General features: G+C 62.7%; 19 protein-coding genes and 1 pseudogene. 14 read left to right on the top strand and 6 right to left on the bottom strand.

Going from position 1 to position 17,493, the window contains the following annotated elements; genetic code table 11:
* A pseudogene (locus DS839_RS17325) lies at positions 1 to 258 on the top strand (S-(hydroxymethyl)glutathione dehydrogenase); the annotation flags it as partial.
* 132 nt (positions 259 to 390) lie between these two features.
* The gene (locus DS839_RS17320) at positions 391 to 1,083 is read left to right on the top strand and encodes a DUF6065 family protein (protein ID WP_119271713.1); all 693 of its coding nucleotides are present in this window, start codon (positions 391 to 393) and stop codon (positions 1,081 to 1,083) included.
* Here DS839_RS17320 and DS839_RS36550 read toward each other — a convergent pair.
* Both DS839_RS36550 and DS839_RS17310 read right to left on the bottom strand, forming a co-directional pair.
* Positions 1,080 to 1,544: a hypothetical protein gene (locus DS839_RS36550; protein WP_162918617.1), complete on the bottom strand. Its 465-nt coding sequence runs from the start codon at positions 1,542 to 1,544 to the stop codon at positions 1,080 to 1,082. The genes DS839_RS17320 and DS839_RS36550 overlap by 4 nt on opposite strands.
* A gap of 25 nt (positions 1,545 to 1,569) precedes the next feature.
* Complete coding sequence (locus DS839_RS17310; protein ID WP_119271685.1) at positions 1,570 to 2,883, bottom strand: S8 family serine peptidase; 1,314 nt, start codon at positions 2,881 to 2,883, stop codon at positions 1,570 to 1,572.
* Positions 2,884 to 3,025: 142 nt separating this feature from the next.
* Between DS839_RS17310 and DS839_RS17305 the strand changes: the two genes are divergently transcribed.
* The 7 genes from DS839_RS17305 to DS839_RS17275 all read left to right on the top strand — a co-directional run bounded on the left by DS839_RS17305 (position 3,026) and on the right by DS839_RS17275 (position 7,995).
* Complete coding sequence (locus tag DS839_RS17305; RefSeq protein ID WP_119271684.1) at positions 3,026 to 3,574, top strand: RNA polymerase sigma factor; 549 nt, start codon at positions 3,026 to 3,028, stop codon at positions 3,572 to 3,574.
* On the top strand, positions 3,567 to 4,325 hold the full coding sequence (locus DS839_RS17300) for an anti-sigma factor family protein (protein ID WP_119271683.1): 759 nt from the start codon (positions 3,567 to 3,569) through the stop codon (positions 4,323 to 4,325). The genes DS839_RS17305 and DS839_RS17300 overlap by 8 nt, the downstream gene beginning before the upstream one ends.
* 106 nt (positions 4,326 to 4,431) lie before the next feature.
* A complete protein-coding gene (locus tag DS839_RS17295; RefSeq protein ID WP_119271682.1) occupies positions 4,432 to 4,815 on the top strand; it encodes a GFA family protein in 384 nt (127 codons plus the stop codon).
* A gap of 96 nt (positions 4,816 to 4,911) precedes the next feature.
* A complete protein-coding gene (locus DS839_RS17290; protein ID WP_119271681.1) occupies positions 4,912 to 5,589 on the top strand; it encodes a GntR family transcriptional regulator in 678 nt (225 codons plus the stop codon).
* Complete coding sequence (locus DS839_RS17285) at positions 5,586 to 6,122, top strand: flavin reductase family protein (RefSeq protein WP_119271680.1); 537 nt, start codon at positions 5,586 to 5,588, stop codon at positions 6,120 to 6,122. The genes DS839_RS17290 and DS839_RS17285 overlap by 4 nt, the downstream gene beginning before the upstream one ends.
* 16 nt (positions 6,123 to 6,138) lie before the next feature.
* Positions 6,139 to 7,626, top strand: a complete 1,488-nt coding sequence (locus tag DS839_RS17280; RefSeq protein ID WP_119271679.1) for a 4-hydroxyphenylacetate 3-hydroxylase family protein — start codon at positions 6,139 to 6,141, stop codon at positions 7,624 to 7,626.
* A gap of 3 nt (positions 7,627 to 7,629) precedes the next feature.
* On the top strand, positions 7,630 to 7,995 hold the full coding sequence (locus tag DS839_RS17275; RefSeq protein WP_119271678.1) for a cupin domain-containing protein: 366 nt from the start codon (positions 7,630 to 7,632) through the stop codon (positions 7,993 to 7,995).
* 6 nt (positions 7,996 to 8,001) lie between these two features.
* Here DS839_RS17275 and otnC read toward each other — a convergent pair whose 3' ends face one another.
* Positions 8,002 to 8,634 (bottom strand): 3-oxo-tetronate 4-phosphate decarboxylase, encoded by a 633-nt coding sequence (gene otnC / locus DS839_RS17270; RefSeq protein ID WP_119271677.1) that lies wholly within the window; start codon positions 8,632 to 8,634, stop codon positions 8,002 to 8,004.
* On the bottom strand, positions 8,631 to 9,905 hold the full coding sequence (otnK, locus tag DS839_RS17265) for a 3-oxo-tetronate kinase (RefSeq protein ID WP_119271676.1): 1,275 nt from the start codon (positions 9,903 to 9,905) through the stop codon (positions 8,631 to 8,633). The genes otnC and otnK overlap by 4 nt, the downstream gene beginning before the upstream one ends.
* Positions 9,906 to 10,076: 171 nt before the next feature.
* Between otnK and DS839_RS17260 the strand changes: the two genes are divergently transcribed.
* Positions 10,077 to 10,631, top strand: coding sequence for an AAA family ATPase (locus DS839_RS17260; RefSeq protein ID WP_162918616.1), 555 nt, complete (start codon positions 10,077 to 10,079; stop codon positions 10,629 to 10,631).
* Positions 10,632 to 11,027: 396 nt separating this feature from the next.
* Positions 11,028 to 12,749, top strand: a complete 1,722-nt coding sequence (locus tag DS839_RS17255) for an arylsulfatase (RefSeq protein ID WP_438816526.1) — start codon at positions 11,028 to 11,030, stop codon at positions 12,747 to 12,749.
* Between the two features lie 209 nt (positions 12,750 to 12,958).
* Here the strand turns inward: DS839_RS17255 and DS839_RS17250 are convergent, their stop codons facing one another.
* Together DS839_RS17250 and DS839_RS17245 are read right to left on the bottom strand one after the other, a co-directional pair.
* Entirely contained in the window at positions 12,959 to 14,152 is a 1,194-nt protein-coding gene (locus DS839_RS17250) for a ZIP family metal transporter (RefSeq protein WP_119271674.1), read from the bottom strand.
* Positions 14,149 to 15,297 (bottom strand): multicopper oxidase domain-containing protein, encoded by a 1,149-nt coding sequence (locus DS839_RS17245; protein WP_162918615.1) that lies wholly within the window; start codon positions 15,295 to 15,297, stop codon positions 14,149 to 14,151. Before DS839_RS17245 ends, DS839_RS17250 begins: the two co-directional genes overlap by 4 nt.
* A gap of 146 nt (positions 15,298 to 15,443) precedes the next feature.
* Here DS839_RS17245 and mntR point away from each other — a divergent pair, with 146 nt between their 5' ends.
* From mntR to DS839_RS17230, 3 genes are all read left to right on the top strand, one after another.
* Positions 15,444 to 15,896, top strand: coding sequence for a manganese-binding transcriptional regulator MntR (gene mntR, locus DS839_RS17240; protein ID WP_119271673.1), 453 nt, complete (start codon positions 15,444 to 15,446; stop codon positions 15,894 to 15,896).
* A gap of 75 nt (positions 15,897 to 15,971) precedes the next feature.
* A complete protein-coding gene (locus tag DS839_RS17235; protein WP_119271672.1) occupies positions 15,972 to 16,799 on the top strand; it encodes an AraC family transcriptional regulator in 828 nt (275 codons plus the stop codon).
* Between the two features lie 5 nt (positions 16,800 to 16,804).
* Positions 16,805 to 17,473 carry a DUF899 domain-containing protein gene (locus tag DS839_RS17230; protein WP_119271671.1) on the top strand — a complete coding sequence of 223 codons (669 nt, stop codon included), beginning with the start codon at positions 16,805 to 16,807 and terminating at the stop codon, positions 17,471 to 17,473.
* Positions 17,474 to 17,493: the final 20 nt, after the last annotated feature.

Here is a 17,493-nt window from a genome sequence, read left to right as displayed (position 1 = left end):
GTGATCATCGGCGTTGCCGGCGCCGGCCAGGAGATAGCGACCCGGCCGTTCCAGCTGGTGACCGGGCGCGTCTGGCGCGGCACCGCCTTCGGCGGTGCCCGCGGCCGCACCGATGTGCCGAAAATCGTCGACTGGTACATGAACGGCAAGATCGAGATCGACCCGATGATCACCCACACATTGCCGCTCGACAAGATCAACGATGCCTTCGACCTGATGCATCAAGGCAAGTCGATCCGCAGCGTCGTGGTTTACTGATAGCTGGAATAACCGTCCGTTCGATCCGTTCTCCTGGAAGTTCAAGGAGAACGGATCATGTTTCGCGAAACCCTGGCCAGTTTCTGGTCCGCGGCCGCCCGCCACAAGGGTGACGGCACGGACACTCTCACCATGGACTTCACCTGCGATCCGGCGGATCTGGGCGTCATAGCCGAGCCCGTGCCGGCCAAGCTCAGCATGCCGGACTGGTTCAAGCGGCTGCCCGCGGTCGACGATGCCGTGGTCTCGGCGACCAATAACGGGCTCACCGTCAAGCGCTGCATGCCGTTTCTCGACGCCATGACGCTGGGTTTCATTCTGCCGCTTGCGGCGACGACCCGTCTCGAGATCAAGGAGGGCGGCAAGACCGTCGAGGCCGGCTGGGAATTCGACAAGGTGATGGTCAGCAATCATGGCAGCCACCAGATTGCCGGCCATCCGCTGAGCGACAGGCCGCCGATGAAGTTCCACAATTACTGGACGATCAGGACGCCGCCGGGTTGGAGCTGTCTGTTCGTCGCCCCTCTCAATCGCGGGCCGCTCCCGGTTGCGATCATCGCCGGCGTGGTCGACACCGACCTCTATCATTCGCTGATCAACTTTCCGTTCTTTGCGACGGGCGCGGACGGCGTGCATGTGCTGGAGAAAGGTACACCACTCGTTCAGGTCATTCCGTTTCGCCGGGCCGAAGCGGCGCTCAAGCCCACGCTCGTCCATTCGGTGCGCGCGGAAACATCGCAGGAGAGTCGGACGCGCGAAGCGATCCGCCGCAACACGATTGCCGGCGAAGGCTGGTATCGCAAATTTGCGCGCGCCAGGCGTTAGAGCATCGGCCCGAAAAGTGTGTACGGTTTTCGGATAAGCCGATGCGAAATAACAATGATCGGAATAGCCGCGCCGCCCATCCGTTCCTCGCTCGGAATGCGCATCAAGCCATTCCGTTGATTGACGAAAGGAAACATCATGAAACGCAAAGTAATCCTGACGAGCGCGCTTGCCCTGGGTCTTGGCGCGACTGCCGCCGCGGCGATGCCCGTAGCGAAGCCCGACATCGCCGGCACGCAGAGTGTCACGGGTGAAACGGGCCAGATCATTCTCGCCGGCAACAGCTCGTCCAACTCCAGCTCGAACTCGAGTTCGAACAGCTCATCGAACTCGTCCTCGAACTCGAGCTCCAACAGCTCCTCGAATTCGAGCTCGAACAGCTCGTCGAACTCGTCTTCGAATTCTTCGTCCAGAGGATGGGGCAAGCGCTGGCGCTGAGCCCATGCGATCGGGAAGGGCACGGGAAATCCGTGCCCTTCTTTTTCGTCACCCGCACAATCCCGTCGGATTGAGGAGGCCCCAGCCGAAAATATCGTCATGTCCCGGCCGGCCCAGATCTTCAGCGCTGCCCGTGAGGCGCGACAGAGCCGCGGTCTTTGCCACGCCGCCTTCGGCCTTTTGCGCCAGCGCTATGGCCGCGGTCACGAACGGTGCCGCAAAGGACGTGCCGGTGCGAGGTCTCGCGCCCTTTTGCGAAGCGGCGATCCAGACATCGACGCCGGGTGCGGCGAGGTCGATATGCGATCCCCTGGCGGCGCGCCGGTATGGACGTTTTTGCCGGTCGACGGCGGTGACCGCGACGACTTGCGGATAGGCGGCGGGATAGACCGGCTTGGCCTTGGGACCATCATTACCGGCGGCGGCGACGAGAACGACGCCTTTGCCGGCGAGGCGCTCGATGGCTCTCTCCAGCACCACATTGGCAGGGCCGGTGAGGCTGAGATTGATGATCGCGATAGTGCGGCTTTCGAGATAGTCCAGCGCCTTGACCAGGCTATAGGCGTCGGACACATCGTCATGGCGGCCGCGCCGGTGGAACGTATCGACGGCGACCAATTCGGCGCCGGGCAAGAGGCCGGGAGAACGGCCCGATGGATTGCCGACCAGGAGGGCCGCAATGGCCGTGCCATGCTGCATCCCCGAGGGCGGCAGCCGCTCCGCCACGAAGCGCTGGACCTCGATCCGGCTTCCGGCGAGCGCCTCATGATCTTCATTGATGGCCGTGTCGATCATGCCGATGCGGATGCCGCGGCTGCAGGTATCTTCCTGCCGGGACGGGTTCCATCCGATCAGATTGCGCGCCAGGCACTGGCTCGCAACGCAGTCCTCGCTCATATCGGGCCGGTAATAGTGATTGAAATCGATTTCCGCCTGGGGTGCCGCGGAAAGGATTTGGGCGCGTGCTTCGGCCAGTGTCAGGCGCTCGGGGACGCGCAGGCGGTGGATGACCTGGCCCGAAGAGGCAAGGGGAGCCTGCTCCAATATCACATAGCCCGCCGCGATCAGGCGGTCGATGGCGCTGTCCTCGAGACCATGGCCGATGATTTCCGCGCGCGCATGATCGGGCAAAGGCTGAAGGATTGCGCGGCGCCGCGGCTGCGGCCGCGCCTTCACTTGTGCCGGCCGCTTCAGCTTCTGGAAAGCGCCACCGTCGTCGTCATCGTCATCGCCCCCGCCGTCATCGTCATCCGCCAGCGCCGCCGTGACCAGGCTTGCCCCGGGGTCACTGCCCGGAAAGCCGATGGTCACGATCACCAGGCCGCAGAGTGCTGCAAGGAGATATTTCGTCAAGCCATTCATCGCTTTCTCCCGATTGAGCCATTTCGCACCGTTCTGGCCTTGCCTTCAAGATATCGACATGCCATCCGGTCAGACGAGACCCCGGTGATAACGGCTCTTTCCAACAACTATTCCGCAAGGGGATTTCTTTTTAGGCTTGGCCATGGCGGGACCTTCAGACGAATTCGGTGACCGGCTCATTGCGTTCCTGCCGAATCTGCGCCGCTTCGCGATGTCGCTGTGCCGTTCGCCCGACATGGCGGACGATCTGGTGCAGCTTGCCTGTGAGAGGGCCATCGCCAATGCGTCGTCATTTGTGCCGGGGACGAGGTTCGATGCCTGGATGTTTCGCATCCTGCGCAATCTGTGGATCGATCAGCTGCGCCGCGACCGGACCCAAGGCCGCAAGGACGATATCGGCGCCCATGAGGAAAGGCTTGCCGGCGACCCCGGAACGGCGCCGGAGCACCGTTTGGTGCTCAAGGACGTCTGGAAAGCGATCGCGGGACTGACGGGCGAGCAGCGCGAAGTGCTGCTCCTCGTCTGTGTCGAGGAGCTCTCCTATCGCGAGGCGGCGGATATTCTCGGGCTCCCGATCGGCACGGTGATGAGCCGGCTGGCGCGGGCGCGGATCAATATTGCGGCCGCCGCGGGAATAGATGCGCCGGCGCTTCGTTCGAAGAAGCAGGACAAGGTCGAGACCGATGAGTGACGAATTCACCGATGAGGAGCTGATGGCCTATGCCGACGGCGAATTGGATCCTGCCCGCAGGGCGCGGCTCGAAGCGCTGTTGCCGAAGCGGCCTGATCTTGCCGGGCGCATCGACATGTTCGCCCGCGCGCGTTCTGCCGCGGCCGAGAGCGTCAGGACCCATCTCGACGAGCCCGTGCCGGCAAAGCTCAAGGCTTCCGTCGAAGCCATGATCAGACAGGCGTCGCAGCCGGATTCCGCCGACGCTGTCGTTCCGCTGCGGCCGCGCAAGCGGACGCCATTCGCGGCCTGGGCCGCGCCCATCGCCGCCTGTCTCCTGGCGCTCGTTGCGGGCGCGATCGGCTACTGGCTCGCGACGCAAGGGACCGTCTCATCGGGCGACTACCAGATCGCCGGCATCGCCGATCCCGAACTCGACCAGGTCTTGTCGAAGCTTCCTTCGGGAGAGAAGTCGCGGCTCGCCGGGTCGGGCGCCGAGATTTCCATGATCGCCTCCTTCCTGCGCGGCGATCAAATGCTCTGCCGCGAATTCGGCATCGCCCATGCCGCCATGGGCGATCACCTGGCGATCGCCTGCCGCAGCGCCGGCAAATGGAGCATCGACCTGGCCTTGCGGACGGCGGGCGGCGCCGCGAACGCCTACAAGCCCGCATCATCTGCCGAAACGATCGATGCTTTCCTTCATGCTTTGGGTGCCGGTCCCGCCCTCGAGGGCCAGGCGGAAACGGACGCCCTGGCCAAACTTCACTGATCGGCTGCTGCCATCGTCTGTCACTTACCTCGCGGTGCGTGGTTTACAAGCGCTGTCCTCGCATCCACTGACGCATGAGACGTCAATCGATCGTGGAGAGCTGCCGATGCCCGAGATCCAGAGAACCGCAAGCTGCGCCTGCGGTGGGTTGAAGCTCACCGTCACGGGTGAGCCGGCGCGGGTCTATGCCTGTGCCTGTCTTGAATGCCAGCGCGCGACGGGATCCGCCTTCTCCTATCGCGCCCGCTTCGCCAAGACAGCCATTGCCAGGCTTGAGGGCGACCATCGGTCCTGGCGGCGCGGCAGCGACGCCGGACGCTGGATCGAACAGAGTTTCTGTCCCAGTTGCGGAACCCTCGTCTTCATGACGGGCGAAGCCATACCGGAAGAGATCGTCGTGTCGGTCGGATGCTTTGCCGATCCTGCCTTTGCGCCTCCGGTGAAGCTTTTCTGGGAAAATCGGCGACACGGTTGGTACAGCCTCGTTTAGGTTCGGGCACCAAGTGGACGTAGCGTAAAAATCTCTTGCGTATAATGCATGCATGATGTATGCATCTTGTCTATGAGCGGTTCCAACCCTCTTTCCATGCTTCAAACGTCCGGTCGAAAAGCCGAGCCGGCACAGGACGTCGTCTTCCGCTGGCTCAAACAGCACATCGTCACTTTGCCGCGCCGCGACGGCGTTTTCCTCACCGAGGCGGAAGTCTGCCGGGCGATCGGCACCTCGCGCACACCGGTGAGAGAGGCTTTGCTCCGCCTCGAGGCTGACGGCTTCCTGCAGATCGTGCCCAAGAAGGGTGCCTATGTCGCGCCCATCACCGAGGCCGATATCGAAGCGGTGATGCAGGCCCGCAAGCTCGTCGAGGAATGGTGCGCCAGGCAGGCCGCCGGTCTTGGCGAAACCCTGGCGCGCGAATTGGACCAGCTCATCGACCAGCAAGCGCAATTGCAGGATGATCCCGTCGCCTTCATCGAAAGCGATCGCCTGTTTCATCGCGCCATTGTGAGCGCTGCCGGCAATCCGGTGTTGGCCGGCTTCTATGAGAGCTTGCGCGATCGCCAATTGCGCATGGGCGTGCATGCCGTCACGACCTCCGACCGGCGCAGCGGCGATGTGCTTGGCGAGCATAGAGCGATCGTTGCCGGCATAGCCGCGGGCGATCCCGATCAAGCGGCGGAAGCGGTGGCGCGGCATCTCGCCACCACGCTCGCCGCCTTGCGCATGCCGATCATCCGGCCTCTGGAGCGGAGCTTCTCCACATGACCGCCCTCATGCAGGAGGCGTTCGATACCAGGGCGTTCCGGCATGCATTGGGACAGTTTCCGACCGGTGTGTGTGTGGTGACCGCCATGGTCGACGGCACGCGCCTCGGCATGACGGTCAGCTCCTTCAATTCGCTCTCTCTCGATCCGCCGCTGGTGCTGTTCAGCATCGACCGCCGTGCGGCGAGCCTCGCTTTGTGGGAAAGGGCCGAGGCCGTCGCCGTGCATGTCCTGGCCGAGAACCAGAAAGATATTTCCAACCGCTTCGCCCGCGCGCTCGCCAATAAATGGGAAGGCATGAGCGCAAGCGAAGGTGCTTCGGGTGCGCCGGTGCTGCCGGGCGTGGCGGCCGTCTTCGAATGCGCCGTGTGGGCCAGGCACGATGGCGGCGATCACACGCTGTTCATTCTCGCGGTCGAGCATTTCCTGAGCTTTGCCGACCGGAAACCTCTGGTCTTCGGCAAGGGCCGCTATGCGGCGCTGCAGTCATCCGACGCCACAGCGCCATTGTGGCCGCTCGACATCCATTACTGACGGTGAGGAGGAGATCATGATCAAGACGGGCTCCCAGCATCTGGCGACGCTGAAGGACAGGCGGCAGGTCTTCATCAATGGCGAGCTTTCCGGCGACGTCACCGAGCATCCGGCCTTTCGCCGCTCCGTCGCTTCGATCGGCACGCTTTATGATTTCCAGTCGCGCCCCGAAAACAGCGAGCTCATGACCTTCGAAGCGCCAGATGGCGCGCGAGGGCGCGCCAACCGTATCTGGCAGCTGCCGCGCAATTACCAGGAACTGGTGGAACGGCGGCGGGCACTGGAGGCCTGGACCGAGCTTCACGGCGGCTTCCTGGGCCGCGCGCCCGATCACGTCGCCTCCTGTATTTCCGGCATGTTCATGGGGCTCGACGTCTTCGAAGCCCACGACCCGGCACGTGCCGGCGCCTTGGCCGACTACTATCGCTTTGCCCGCGACAACGATCTCTACCTGACCTACGTCATCATCAACCCGCAGGCCGACCGGTCAAAGCCCGCGAGCGAGCAGGCCGATCCTTTTCTCACCGCGGGCGTTGTCGATGAGGATGGTGAGGGCCTCACCATCCGCGGCGCCAAGATGCTGGCGACCGGCGGCATCATGGCGAACGAGGTGTTCGTCACCTCGATCCAGCCCTTGCGCGCCGGCGAGGAACGCTATGCCGTGTCCTTCGCCGTGCCGATGAACGCCAAGGGCCTCAAGATCCTGTCGCGCAAATCCTATGAGGAGAGTGCGACAAGCGTTTTCGACAATCCGCTCGCCAGCCGCTTCGATGAGAACGACGCCGTCCTCTATTTCGACGATGTGAAGGTGCCGTGGCACCGCGTCTTCATCAACCAGGACATCGCCATGTGCCAGAAGCAGTTCCATGCCACGCCGGCGCATGTCTATCAGAACTACCAGTCGCAGATCCGCCTGATGGTGAAGATGCGGCTCCTGGTCGGCATTGCGCGCCGCATCGCCGAGACCAATGGCACCGTCGGCTTCCCGCAGGTGAATGAGATGCTGGGATCGCTTGCCGCGCAGAACACCATGGTCGATGCGCTGGTCCATGCCATGGAGGTGAAGGGCAGGATGCAAGGGGGTTATTTCGTCCCCGACAGCCACACGCTCTATTCCGCGCAAGTGCTGACCCAGGAGCTTTATGCGCGGGTCCTCCTTGCGTTGCGCGAGCTTGCCGGCGGCGGCCTGATCATGCTGCCCTCCTCGGTGCGCGATTTCGCCAATCCCGAGCTCAGGAGCCTGATCGAGAAGACGCAGCAATCCCCCGCCGCCTCGTCGGAAGGCCGGGTCAAGTTCTTCAAATTCGCCTGGGATGCGGTGGGCTCGGAATTCGCCTCGCGCCATGCGCAATATGAGATGTTCTATGCCGGCGCCACTTTCGTCACCAAGGGCCACAGCTTCCGCACCTTCGACTGGGACCGGTGCACCGGGCTTCTCGACCGCATGCTCGACGGTTATTCCCTGGCCGACGAGCTCGCCGGCGCCGCATCTCTGGCGGCTTGAACCATGCCGGTCGGCAAGGAGCATAAGGAATTCCACGCGCTCGATATGGCGAGCGGCTGGCATGTGCCTCAGGGCTATCCGCCGGGGATCGAGCAGAAGATCCTCGCCGGCGCCCTCGATGAGACGGCACGAACCGGCAACCGCACGAGGCTTCTCAGGTTTCAGCCCGGTGCCCGCACCACGAAGCCTTTCGTTCATGACTATTGGGAAGAAGTTTACATTCTTGCTGGCGATCTGATCGCTAGCGGCGGCGGGACGGAAGAGGTCTTCCTGGCGAATACCTATGCCTGCCGTCCGCCCGGCATCTATCATGGTCCTTTCCGCTCCCGGACGGGCTGCCTCTTGCTCGAGACTCACTATTACGCGTGAAGGCGCCTATTTGCGGAAGACGGCAACGAGCTCATCGATTTGTTCTCTGGTCAGCAAGCGGCTGTGCCGGTCCGCCAGCGTAACGACAAGCTTCGCCGTTTCTTCGAGCTCTTCCGCTGCATAGATCGCCGACAGGAGATCCGGCCCGGCGACGACCGGACCGTGATTGGCGAGGAGCACGGCCGTATATTTCCCGCCCAGCGCGCGGATCATGTCGCCCATCCTGGGATCGCCGGGCCGGACATAGGGGATGAGCTTCACTTGCCCGACGCGCATCACGACATAGGGTGTCAAAGGCGGCACCGCATCGTCGCGATCGATACCCTCGAGGCAGGAAAGCGCCGTCGCATAGGTGGAGTGGAGATGGACGACGGCGCCGGCCCTGGCGACGGTTTCGTAGAAAGCCCGGTGCAGGAAGACTTCCTTGGACGGCGGGTCGCCGGCGATGTGCTTGAAATTGCGGTCGAGCTTGCTGATGCGCTGGGGATCGAGGAAGCCCAGGCTCGAATTGGTGGGCGTGATGAGGAAGCCATCCTCGACCGCGGCACTGATATTGCCGGCCGAACCGACCGAGAAGCCGCGTTGATAGAGCGAAGCCGAGCGCTCCACCAGGAGGTCGCGAAGCTCCGCCTCTGTCATGCCTGGGCTCCCAGCCGATCGAGGGCTTTCGCGAAGAAATCCTCGGCACCGAAATTCCCCGATTTGAGAGCGAGCGCCACTTTCTTCTCGCCGAGCGTGGCCAAGGCCGGAACGCCGGGATCGATCTCGGGACCGATGGTAACGGCATCGAGCGCAAGCCCGCTGACCGCGGCGCCCGAAGTCTCGCCGCCGGCGACGACCAACCGCCGGACACCGCTCGCAACCAAAGCGCGCGCCGTCTCGGCGAAGAAGCTTTCGAGGGCATGAGCGGATTTTTCACGTCCATGCCGTGTCTGGATGGCGCTGACTTCATCCGGCGATGACGATGAATAGGCGAGCGGCTGCCGGCCTTCATTCTCCCGCATGAAGGCGACGATGGTTTCAGGCGCGAGCTTGCCGGCAATGACCGCTTCGGCATCGATCGCGAGAACGGGGTGACGGGCCGCATGATGCTCGACTTGCCGCCGTGTCGCCGTCGAGCAGCTGCCGGCGAGAATGGCTTCGGGCCCGCCAATGCCTCGCCAGGCGCGGCTGCCGGGCTTGAGCTTGCCGGCGGCGGCGAAATTCTGCGGCAGGCCCATGGCTATGCCAGAGCCGCCGCTGATCAGGCGCGCATCGGCACAAGCCTTGCCGATCGCGATGAGATCGTCCTCGGTGAGCGCATCGACGATGACGAGCTTGTCGCCTTTCTCGGCTGCCTCGGTGAGAGCGGCCTTGATGGCGGAATCGCCCTTGCGCACAAGGGCCCAGGGCACGAGCCCGACCGTGGCCTTCGACTGCCGCTTGAGCCAGCGCCTCAGATCCGCATCCGTCATGGGATTGAGCGGATGGTTTTCGAGACCCGATTCATTGAGCAGACGGTCATGGACGAAGAGATGGCCCTGATAGAGCGTGCGCCCTGTCGCTGGAAAGGCGGGACAGGCGACGACGCCTTTGACGCTGAGCGCATCGGAGAGCGCTTCGCCCACCGGACCGATATTGCCCTCAGGCGTCGAATCGAAGGTCGAGCAATATTTGAAGACGATCTGTTCGCAACCCTGCCGCAAGAGCCAGTCCAGCGCCTTCAGCGAAAGATCGACGGCTTCCCTGGCCGGAATGGAGCGTGACTTGAGTGAGATGACCCCGGCTTCGCAATCGGCCTCGGCCGCCTTGGCCGGAATACCGAAATATTGCGTCACCGCCATGCCTTGCGTGCCTTGGGCACCCTTGGCCAGCGTATTGGCGATATCGCTGGCGCCGGTGAAATCATCGGCAATGACACCGAGCAGCATGAGAACTCTCTTCATGACGGGGATATGAAGCGCGAAAGTAACATATCCTGTGCCGAGGAGAAGGGGCAGCCGCGCTTGACTTTTGCACGATGGCCCGCGATGTCTCCGTCCGCCGGCCTTCCCCATCTGGCCCAAGACCGGGCGTCAATCATGAATCAGCGGGAAGGTGGAATGGTCGACACTGTCGAGATCCTTTTGGTCACCGGCCCGGCGGGCGTCGGCAAATCGACGCTATGCTGGGAATTGGGTGCTGAGCTCAGCGCCGCAGGCCGGGCGCATGCCATCATCGAGAGTGATGAACTCGACCGGGTCTATCCGAAGCCGAGCGCGGAAGATCTTGCGAAGCTCGGGCCGGGCATCCGCGATGTGATCAGCATCAACCTTGCCGCTCTGTGGTCGACCTATCGGGTGCTCGGCCATTCGCGTCTGGTGATGTCGGGTGTGATGCTGCATCTCGACTTCGACCGGCAATGGATCTTGAGCGCCACTCCCGATGCGCGCATCACCGTCATCCGTCTCGTTGCCAGTGAAGAGACGCTTCGCGCCCGGCTGGCTGAGCGGGAAAAGGGCACCGGTGCGGAGGATCAATTGCAGCGCACGCTCCGGCAGGCGCGGCGCATGGCGCAAGAGAAGACCGATGGCCTTGTCATCGTGCCGACCGACAACAAGACGCCATCCGAGCTGGCGCGGATCGCCTTGCGCGAATGCGAGTGGCTGGCGATCTAGGCCGTGAACCCATAAGTCTGCCGGGTGGACGGCTCGCCAGGGTCCGCTATACCCCGATACCAGCCAAATTCAGCAGCGAAGCGAAATGACACGATGGGCCAAAAGCGGACATCGCGTGATCACGTTGTGCGCATTGCCGCCGGCACCGTCATTGCCGCACGTGCCGTTGGCTGCAGGTCCTTGGCCCAAGGTCCAACTTGCCTGCCCGGCATTTTCGTACTGATAGTTCAGACTTCGGACACGGGTCGTGCGCCGATCGATTTCGTCTCGAAAGGGACGAAGAGGGCATTGGATTTGCCTTCTGGGCCGCAATCATTGCTGCGCGCCCATTTCAGTCACAGGTTCAAAAACCTTCTCCGCCTTCGTGCTTTCCAGCAAAACACAGGGAGGCTTACAATGAATTCGACTACAACTAAATTCAAATGGCTCGCTTCGACGCTGTTCGCGACAGCCGTGGCAATTTCACCCCTCTCCGCACCGCAAGTGCAGGCGCAAGATGCCAAGAAGCCCAATATCATGTTCATCATGGGCGACGACATCGGCTGGATGCAACCCAGCATCTATCATCAGGGCCTGATGGTAGGGGAAACGCCCAACATCGATCGCATCGGCCAGGAGGGCGCGAAATTCATGACCTACTACGCCGAGCAGAGCTGCACTGCGGGGCGTACCGCCTTCATCACCGGCATGCAGCCGGTGCGCGTCGGCATGGTCCTGCCGGAAATTCCCGGAAGCCCGTCCTACCTGCGGGCCGGCACGCCTCACCTCGCCAAATTCCTATATGATCTCGGCTACTCGACAGGTGAGTTCGGCAAGAACCACCTCGGAGATACCACCGAATCCCTGCCGACTGCACACGGCTTCCAGGAATATTGGGGATACCTCTATCACCTCGACGCCATGCAGGGGGTGAGCTTCCCCGACATCAACAAAAGCCCAGCCGAGCAGGGGATCGCGCCACCCTGCATGAATACACCGATCCCCGGCGTGGCTGAGGTTCCGGGCGCTGTCGATCCCAAGACAACAACCTGCCTGACGCCTCCGCGTCCGGTTCTAGCATGCGCATCCTCCGACGGATCCCCGGCAAATCAATCGTGCAAGGACGAGGGCCCGCTGACGCTGGAGCGGTCAAAGACCATAGACGAGGAAATCTCCGCAAAGGTCGTCGACTTCCTCGACCGAAACGACCCTAAGAAGACCAACAAGCCGTTCTTCGTCTGGTACAACCCGGCGCGCATGCACATCACGACGGTGTTGCCTGACAAGTATCTGAACATGCTCGGCGAGCCGGGCGGCAAGGACTGGGGCATCAACGAAGCCGGCATGAAGCAGATGGACGACAATATCGGTGTCGTCCTCAAGAAGCTGGAGGATATGGGCCAGCTCGACAACACCATCGTCGTCTTCACCACCGACAACGGCGCCGAGACGATCACCTTCCCGGATGGCGGAACCACCCCGTTCAAGGGCGGAAAGCTTAGCACCTGGGAAGGCGGCATGCGTGCCCCGCTGGTCGTGCGCTGGCCGGGACACATCGAACCCGGCACGGTGAAGAACGACATGTTCTCAGCGCTCGACTGGTTACCGACGCTCGTGAACATCGCCGGCGGCCCGAAGGGCGACGGGCTGAAGAAACAGATCGAGGCTGGCACGTATCCCGGGATCGTCAAGACCACGCTCGACGGGATCGATCAGCGCGACTTCCTGGAAGGGAAATCGCCATCCGCGCGCGATTCCTTCTTGTACTATTCCGGCAAGGAGCCGTCGGCCGTCCGCTACAAGAACTGGAAGATGTATTTTGCAATGGTCTCCGACGACCCAGCTGGTTTCATCTCAGGCGTCCAGCCCTACTCCTGGACGCAGGTCGTCAACATCAAGCGCGACCCGTTCGAAACTTCGGTCGGTCAACAGATCAAGACGCTGTTCGGCATGGGAGGCGCCATCGCGTCACCGTCCACTGCCTACGTCTATGACTGGAACATCCTGCCCATCGGCCAGCAGTTGTGGCTGAAGCATCTCGAAAGCTACATCGCCTTCCCGCCACTTCAGAGCCCTGCAAGCTACAATCTGGAGCAGGTAATGGAGCAGGTCCGGCAGATGAAGACAGGTCACGATTAGGCGCCGCGGAACGAAAATTCAGGCCGCGCTGTCTCCTTTCTCTCGAAGGGACAGCGCGGTAATCATCCCGTGCAGTGACCCGTCAAAGAATACAGAGCGACCCTTACAAACATCCGAATCCGCCCGTGGCCAACAAAACACGGTTCTGAGCAGGGCTTGTCCTTGCGTGGAGGCCATCCGAATTGGTTGCGGGCTAATGAGTCCACGCCCTAGATCTTCACCAGCATGGCCGTCCCATACATGATGGCAAGGCCGGCCGCGACGCCGAGGAGGACAGGCGGCGTCATCCAGCTCTTGAGCGGGTCGTCGGATGATCGCGCGAGGAAGGCCCCGACCTCGACAATGACCTGGAAGATCGCGCCGGCGCCAATCGCCAGCGCCAGCGCCGACCAGTGCGGCGCATAGGCGAGACTTCCCGCCCACATGCCGATGACCGCGGGTCCGCCGGCGATGAGCGCCAGCACGGCGAATTGCGTGAGCGACGGCTTGATCTTGAGCAGCGGTGCGGCGATGCCGACCCCTTCGGTGATGTTGTGCAATGTGAAGCCCATGACGAGGAAGGTGCCGAGCCCGGCGGCGCCCGCCGCGAAGGCTGCTCCGATGGCGAGACCTTCGCCGAGATTATGGAGTCCGATGCCGATGGCGATATAGGTGGCGAGCGCGAGGCCTGAGGGCACGCCCTGCCGGCGCGAAATGCCGAGCAACAGGATGAAGCTCGCGGCCGCGGCGAGGATGACCATCATCGGCCCCTGGAAGATGGCGGCGGAGCGGCCGGCGAATTCGAGCGCATCCTCGATCGTGTCGATCAGGAGGAAGAGCAGAAGACCGATCGTCATGGCGAGGAGGAAATTCATCACCTGCGGTCCCGCCCCGCGCAGTGCCGGATAGAACATGAGCCCGATGACCACGGGCAGGATGCCGACGAAGGCGCCGAGCATCGCCTGGGCGGCGAAATTGAGCGACGTCACTTGCGGGGTTTCGACCGCGACCGGGATCTCATGTTCGAAAGTGGCGCCGGTATTGGTGACGAAGGTCACCTTGTGGGCTTCCGCCAGGACCCAGGGGAAGGGGATGGCGATCCAGGCGGCGCTGCCGCGCTCGATCGGACCGGGCGGCGTCTGGCTGAAGCGCCAATAGGCGGCATCGACCTGGACCTGCGCGATCGTCATCGCCTCCGATCCGCCGCCTCGCACCAGGAGGCGAAGCCCGTCCTGATCGAGGATGGTGCGCTCGACGGTGAGCGCCTCGACGGGCGGCGCGCCATTGCTGAAATAGCTGAGCAGATTGCCGGCAAGGAGCCACCATAAGGCGCCGATGAGAAGGACGAGGGGCGCCAGGATCCAGGCGATCTTCTGCCAGGAGGAGCGGGAATCCTGGGCTTGCGCAGCGGCCTCGACGCTCATGACAAGGCCTCCACCACGTCGAACATGCCCATCCAGCCGAGCTCGGTGAATTCCGATTGATGCGCATGGAACATATAGAGGCCCGGCTCATGCTCGGCATGGGCGCCGAAGGTGAATTCGAGAATGCCGCGCTGCGCCTGGCACTGCATGATGACATCGACGGTCTTGAGCGTCGGCGTCAGCGTCGTGCCCTGGTCGTAATAGTCGAAGAAATTGCCGTGCAAGTGGAAGGAATTGATCGGATCGAACTCGGTCACATTGACCAGATAGATGCGCACCGGCCGACTGCGCGCCAGCTTGATCGGCTGCTTGGCATAGCAATGGGCGATGGTGTTGCAGGCATAGAACTCGTTCTCGCCGTCGAAATTCGTGTCGAAGGCGTTCATCACCATGGCCATTTCCTGCCATTGTGCATTCTCCGGCGTGCCGAGGAGGCGCGAGGCGGCGACCGCTGCCGCTTCGGGATGCTGGGCGGGATCGGGATCGATGACGAAGAGACCGTACATGCCCTTGTGGATGTGGCGCGCCAGCGGCAGCGCATGGCAATGATAGAGATGGCAGCCGAAGGGCTTCGCCTCGAACTCGTAGACGAACTCGCCGCCGGGCGGCACCAGTCCGGCGCCCGGAATCCCGTCCATGCGCGCCGGATGGAAACCGTGGAAATGCATCGAATGCGGATGCGAGCCGAAATTCTTGAAGACGATGCGCACCCTGTCGCCTTCGGTGGCGCGCAAGGCAGGCCCGGGCACGCGCCCGTTGAAGGTCCAGGCCGGGAACATGACGCCCGGCGCGATCTCGATCTCCTTGTCTTCGGCGGTCACCTGGAAGGTGCGCAGCCGGCGTCCGTCAGGGAGTGTGGAGACTTCGCCTGTTTCCCATTGGGTGAGCATGGCGGTCGGATCGAAGCCGTTGCGGCCATAGTCCACATCGCCGACGGTGATCATCTCGCCATGGGCGTTCATGTGGCCGCCGCCTTCATAGGACTGGCTGCCGGCCGCCGGCATTTGATGGCCTTGATGCGGTGAGGGTGCCTGCTCGGCCTGGCTGAGCGCGCCGCGCCCGCCGAAGGCCGCCGCACCCGCCGCGAGGAGACCCGCGCCGATGAAGCCGCGACGTTTGAGATCGAAAGGAAGCCAGCTTGCCATGGTCGGTCCCTATAAAGTCAGTCCTCTTAGCCCCTACGAACAATAAGAGCACAAGGGCGATATCTTAGCAATGGCTATATTTTGATATAATCCTCAGAATATCCTATAGCTCTGGCTATGATATTTCCTGACGGATTTTACTTGTAATGAAGGCCACCAAAGCCCGCGCCACCCCCGAAAGCTCGCTGGTCGATGCCGACACCCATGTGGAGAGCTTCCGCCAGACCCGCCATAACCGGCGCACCGAGCTCGTCGAGGACTATGTCGAGCTGATTGCCGATCTTATCGCCGACCGCGGCGAAGCGCGCCAGGTCGACATCGCCCAAAGGCTGGGCGTGGCGCAGCCGACGGTAGCGAAGATGCTGAAGCGGCTTTCGGCCGAAGGGCTCATCCAGCAGCGGCCCTATCGCGGCGTGTTCCTCACCGAGGTGGGCACGAGCCTTGCCGAGAAGAGCCGCGAGCGCCACCAGATCGTCGAGAATTTCCTCTGCGCCCTGGGGATCAGCCCCGTGACGGCGCGCGTCGATGCCGAGGGCATCGAGCATCATGTCAGCCTCGAGACCCTGAACGCCTTCAAGGCTTTCCTGCAGAAGCGGTGAACGCCCCCTGTGGACGATCGATCAAGCGGCGTCTCCGCCCGTCTGCTAGGAAGCGGCATCTGATGAGGAGATGACATGGCGGTCGCCGACAATGCCCTGTGGATCATCGAACGCAATCTGCGCGAGCCCATCTCGCTGACATCGCTCGCCCATGCTTGCGGCGTGTCGCGCTCACATCTCGCCAACGCCTTTGGCACCGCCACCGGTCAGTCGGTAGTGCGCTATCTCCGCGCCCGGCGTTTGAGCGAGGCGGCGCGCGTACTGGCGCAAGGTGCGCCAGACATACTTACCGTCGCCCTCGATGCGGGCTATGGCTCGCATGAGGCTTTCACTCGCGCTTTTCGCGAACAATTCGGCCGAACTCCCGAAACTGTGCGCGGCCAGAATAGCCTCGCCGACCTGGAAATCGTCAAGCCGCTGGAGCTGAAGGCGCGAGCAGCCACCCATCTCGATCCGCCGCGCATTATCGCGGAAGAGCGCATTCGTGCCGTCGGTCTTTCCGAGTCGCACTCCTTCGCGACGACCATAGCAATTCCGGCGCAATGGCAGCGTTTCATGGAGCTCTATGACATTGTTCCGGACAAGCTCGGCCGCATCCCGATCGGCATAAGTCAGGCGCCCGACGACAATGGCGAGTTTCCGTATATCTGCGCCGCCGAGGTTTCACGCTTTGGCGACCCGCCGCCAGGGCTCGTCAAAATGGATTTGCCGCCACGCGTTTATGCGGTGTTCGAGCACAGGGGTCACGTATCGCGGATCTTCGAGACCTATGACGCGATCTGGAACGAGGGGCTGGGCGATCGCAAGGTCGCAGATGCGCCGGTCGTCGAGAGGCACAATCCGACCTTCGATCCCGGCACGGGCGAAGGTGGACTTACCTTGTGGATACCGCTGGCGGAATAAGCGTCATGAAGAGCAAGGTCCCGTTGCCACCGGTTGTGAGCGAGTCCGAGTGGCGGGTCTCGCGCGACAAGCTGCTGGCCCGGGAGAAAGCGGCGACGCGCACGCTTGATACTCTTGCCGCGGAACGGCGCCGCTTGCCCATGGTCAGGCTGGTGCGAGATTACGGCTTTGATGGAGCGCGCGGCCGTGTCACGCTTCGCCAATTGTTCGAGAAACGCCGCCAGCTCATCCTCTATCACTTCATGTTCGCCAGCAGTTGGCAGTCCGCCTGTCTGGGCTGTGCGCGTCGCATCGATGATGTCGGCCATCTGGCTCATCTCCATGCCCGAGACACGACTTTTGCGGTCGTGGCCTCGGCGCCCTATGGGCGACTCGCGGAACTGCGCCGGCGCAAGGGCTGGACTGTTCCATTCTATTCATCGGCGGGCAGCAGCTTCAATGCCGATATGGGCGTCACGATTGATGGCGAGGAGGATTTTGGCCTCAGCGTCTTTCTGAGCGATGATGATCATGTCTATCGCACCTATTTCACGACCGGCCGTGGCGTTGAGCCCGCGGGCTTTCGCCATCTTCTCGATCTGACACCTTATGGCCGGCAGGAGGAATGGGAGGATTCGCCCACCGGTTGGCCGCAATCGCCAACCCATGGCTGGGGTTCGGCCCGCGACGACTAGCCGATGTGCAAGACGGTCTT

It is taken from the genome of Taklimakanibacter deserti (genome assembly GCA_003574785.1).
The sequence above is the reverse complement of the archived record's forward strand: the minus strand, read 5'-3'. Positions and strand labels throughout refer to the sequence as shown.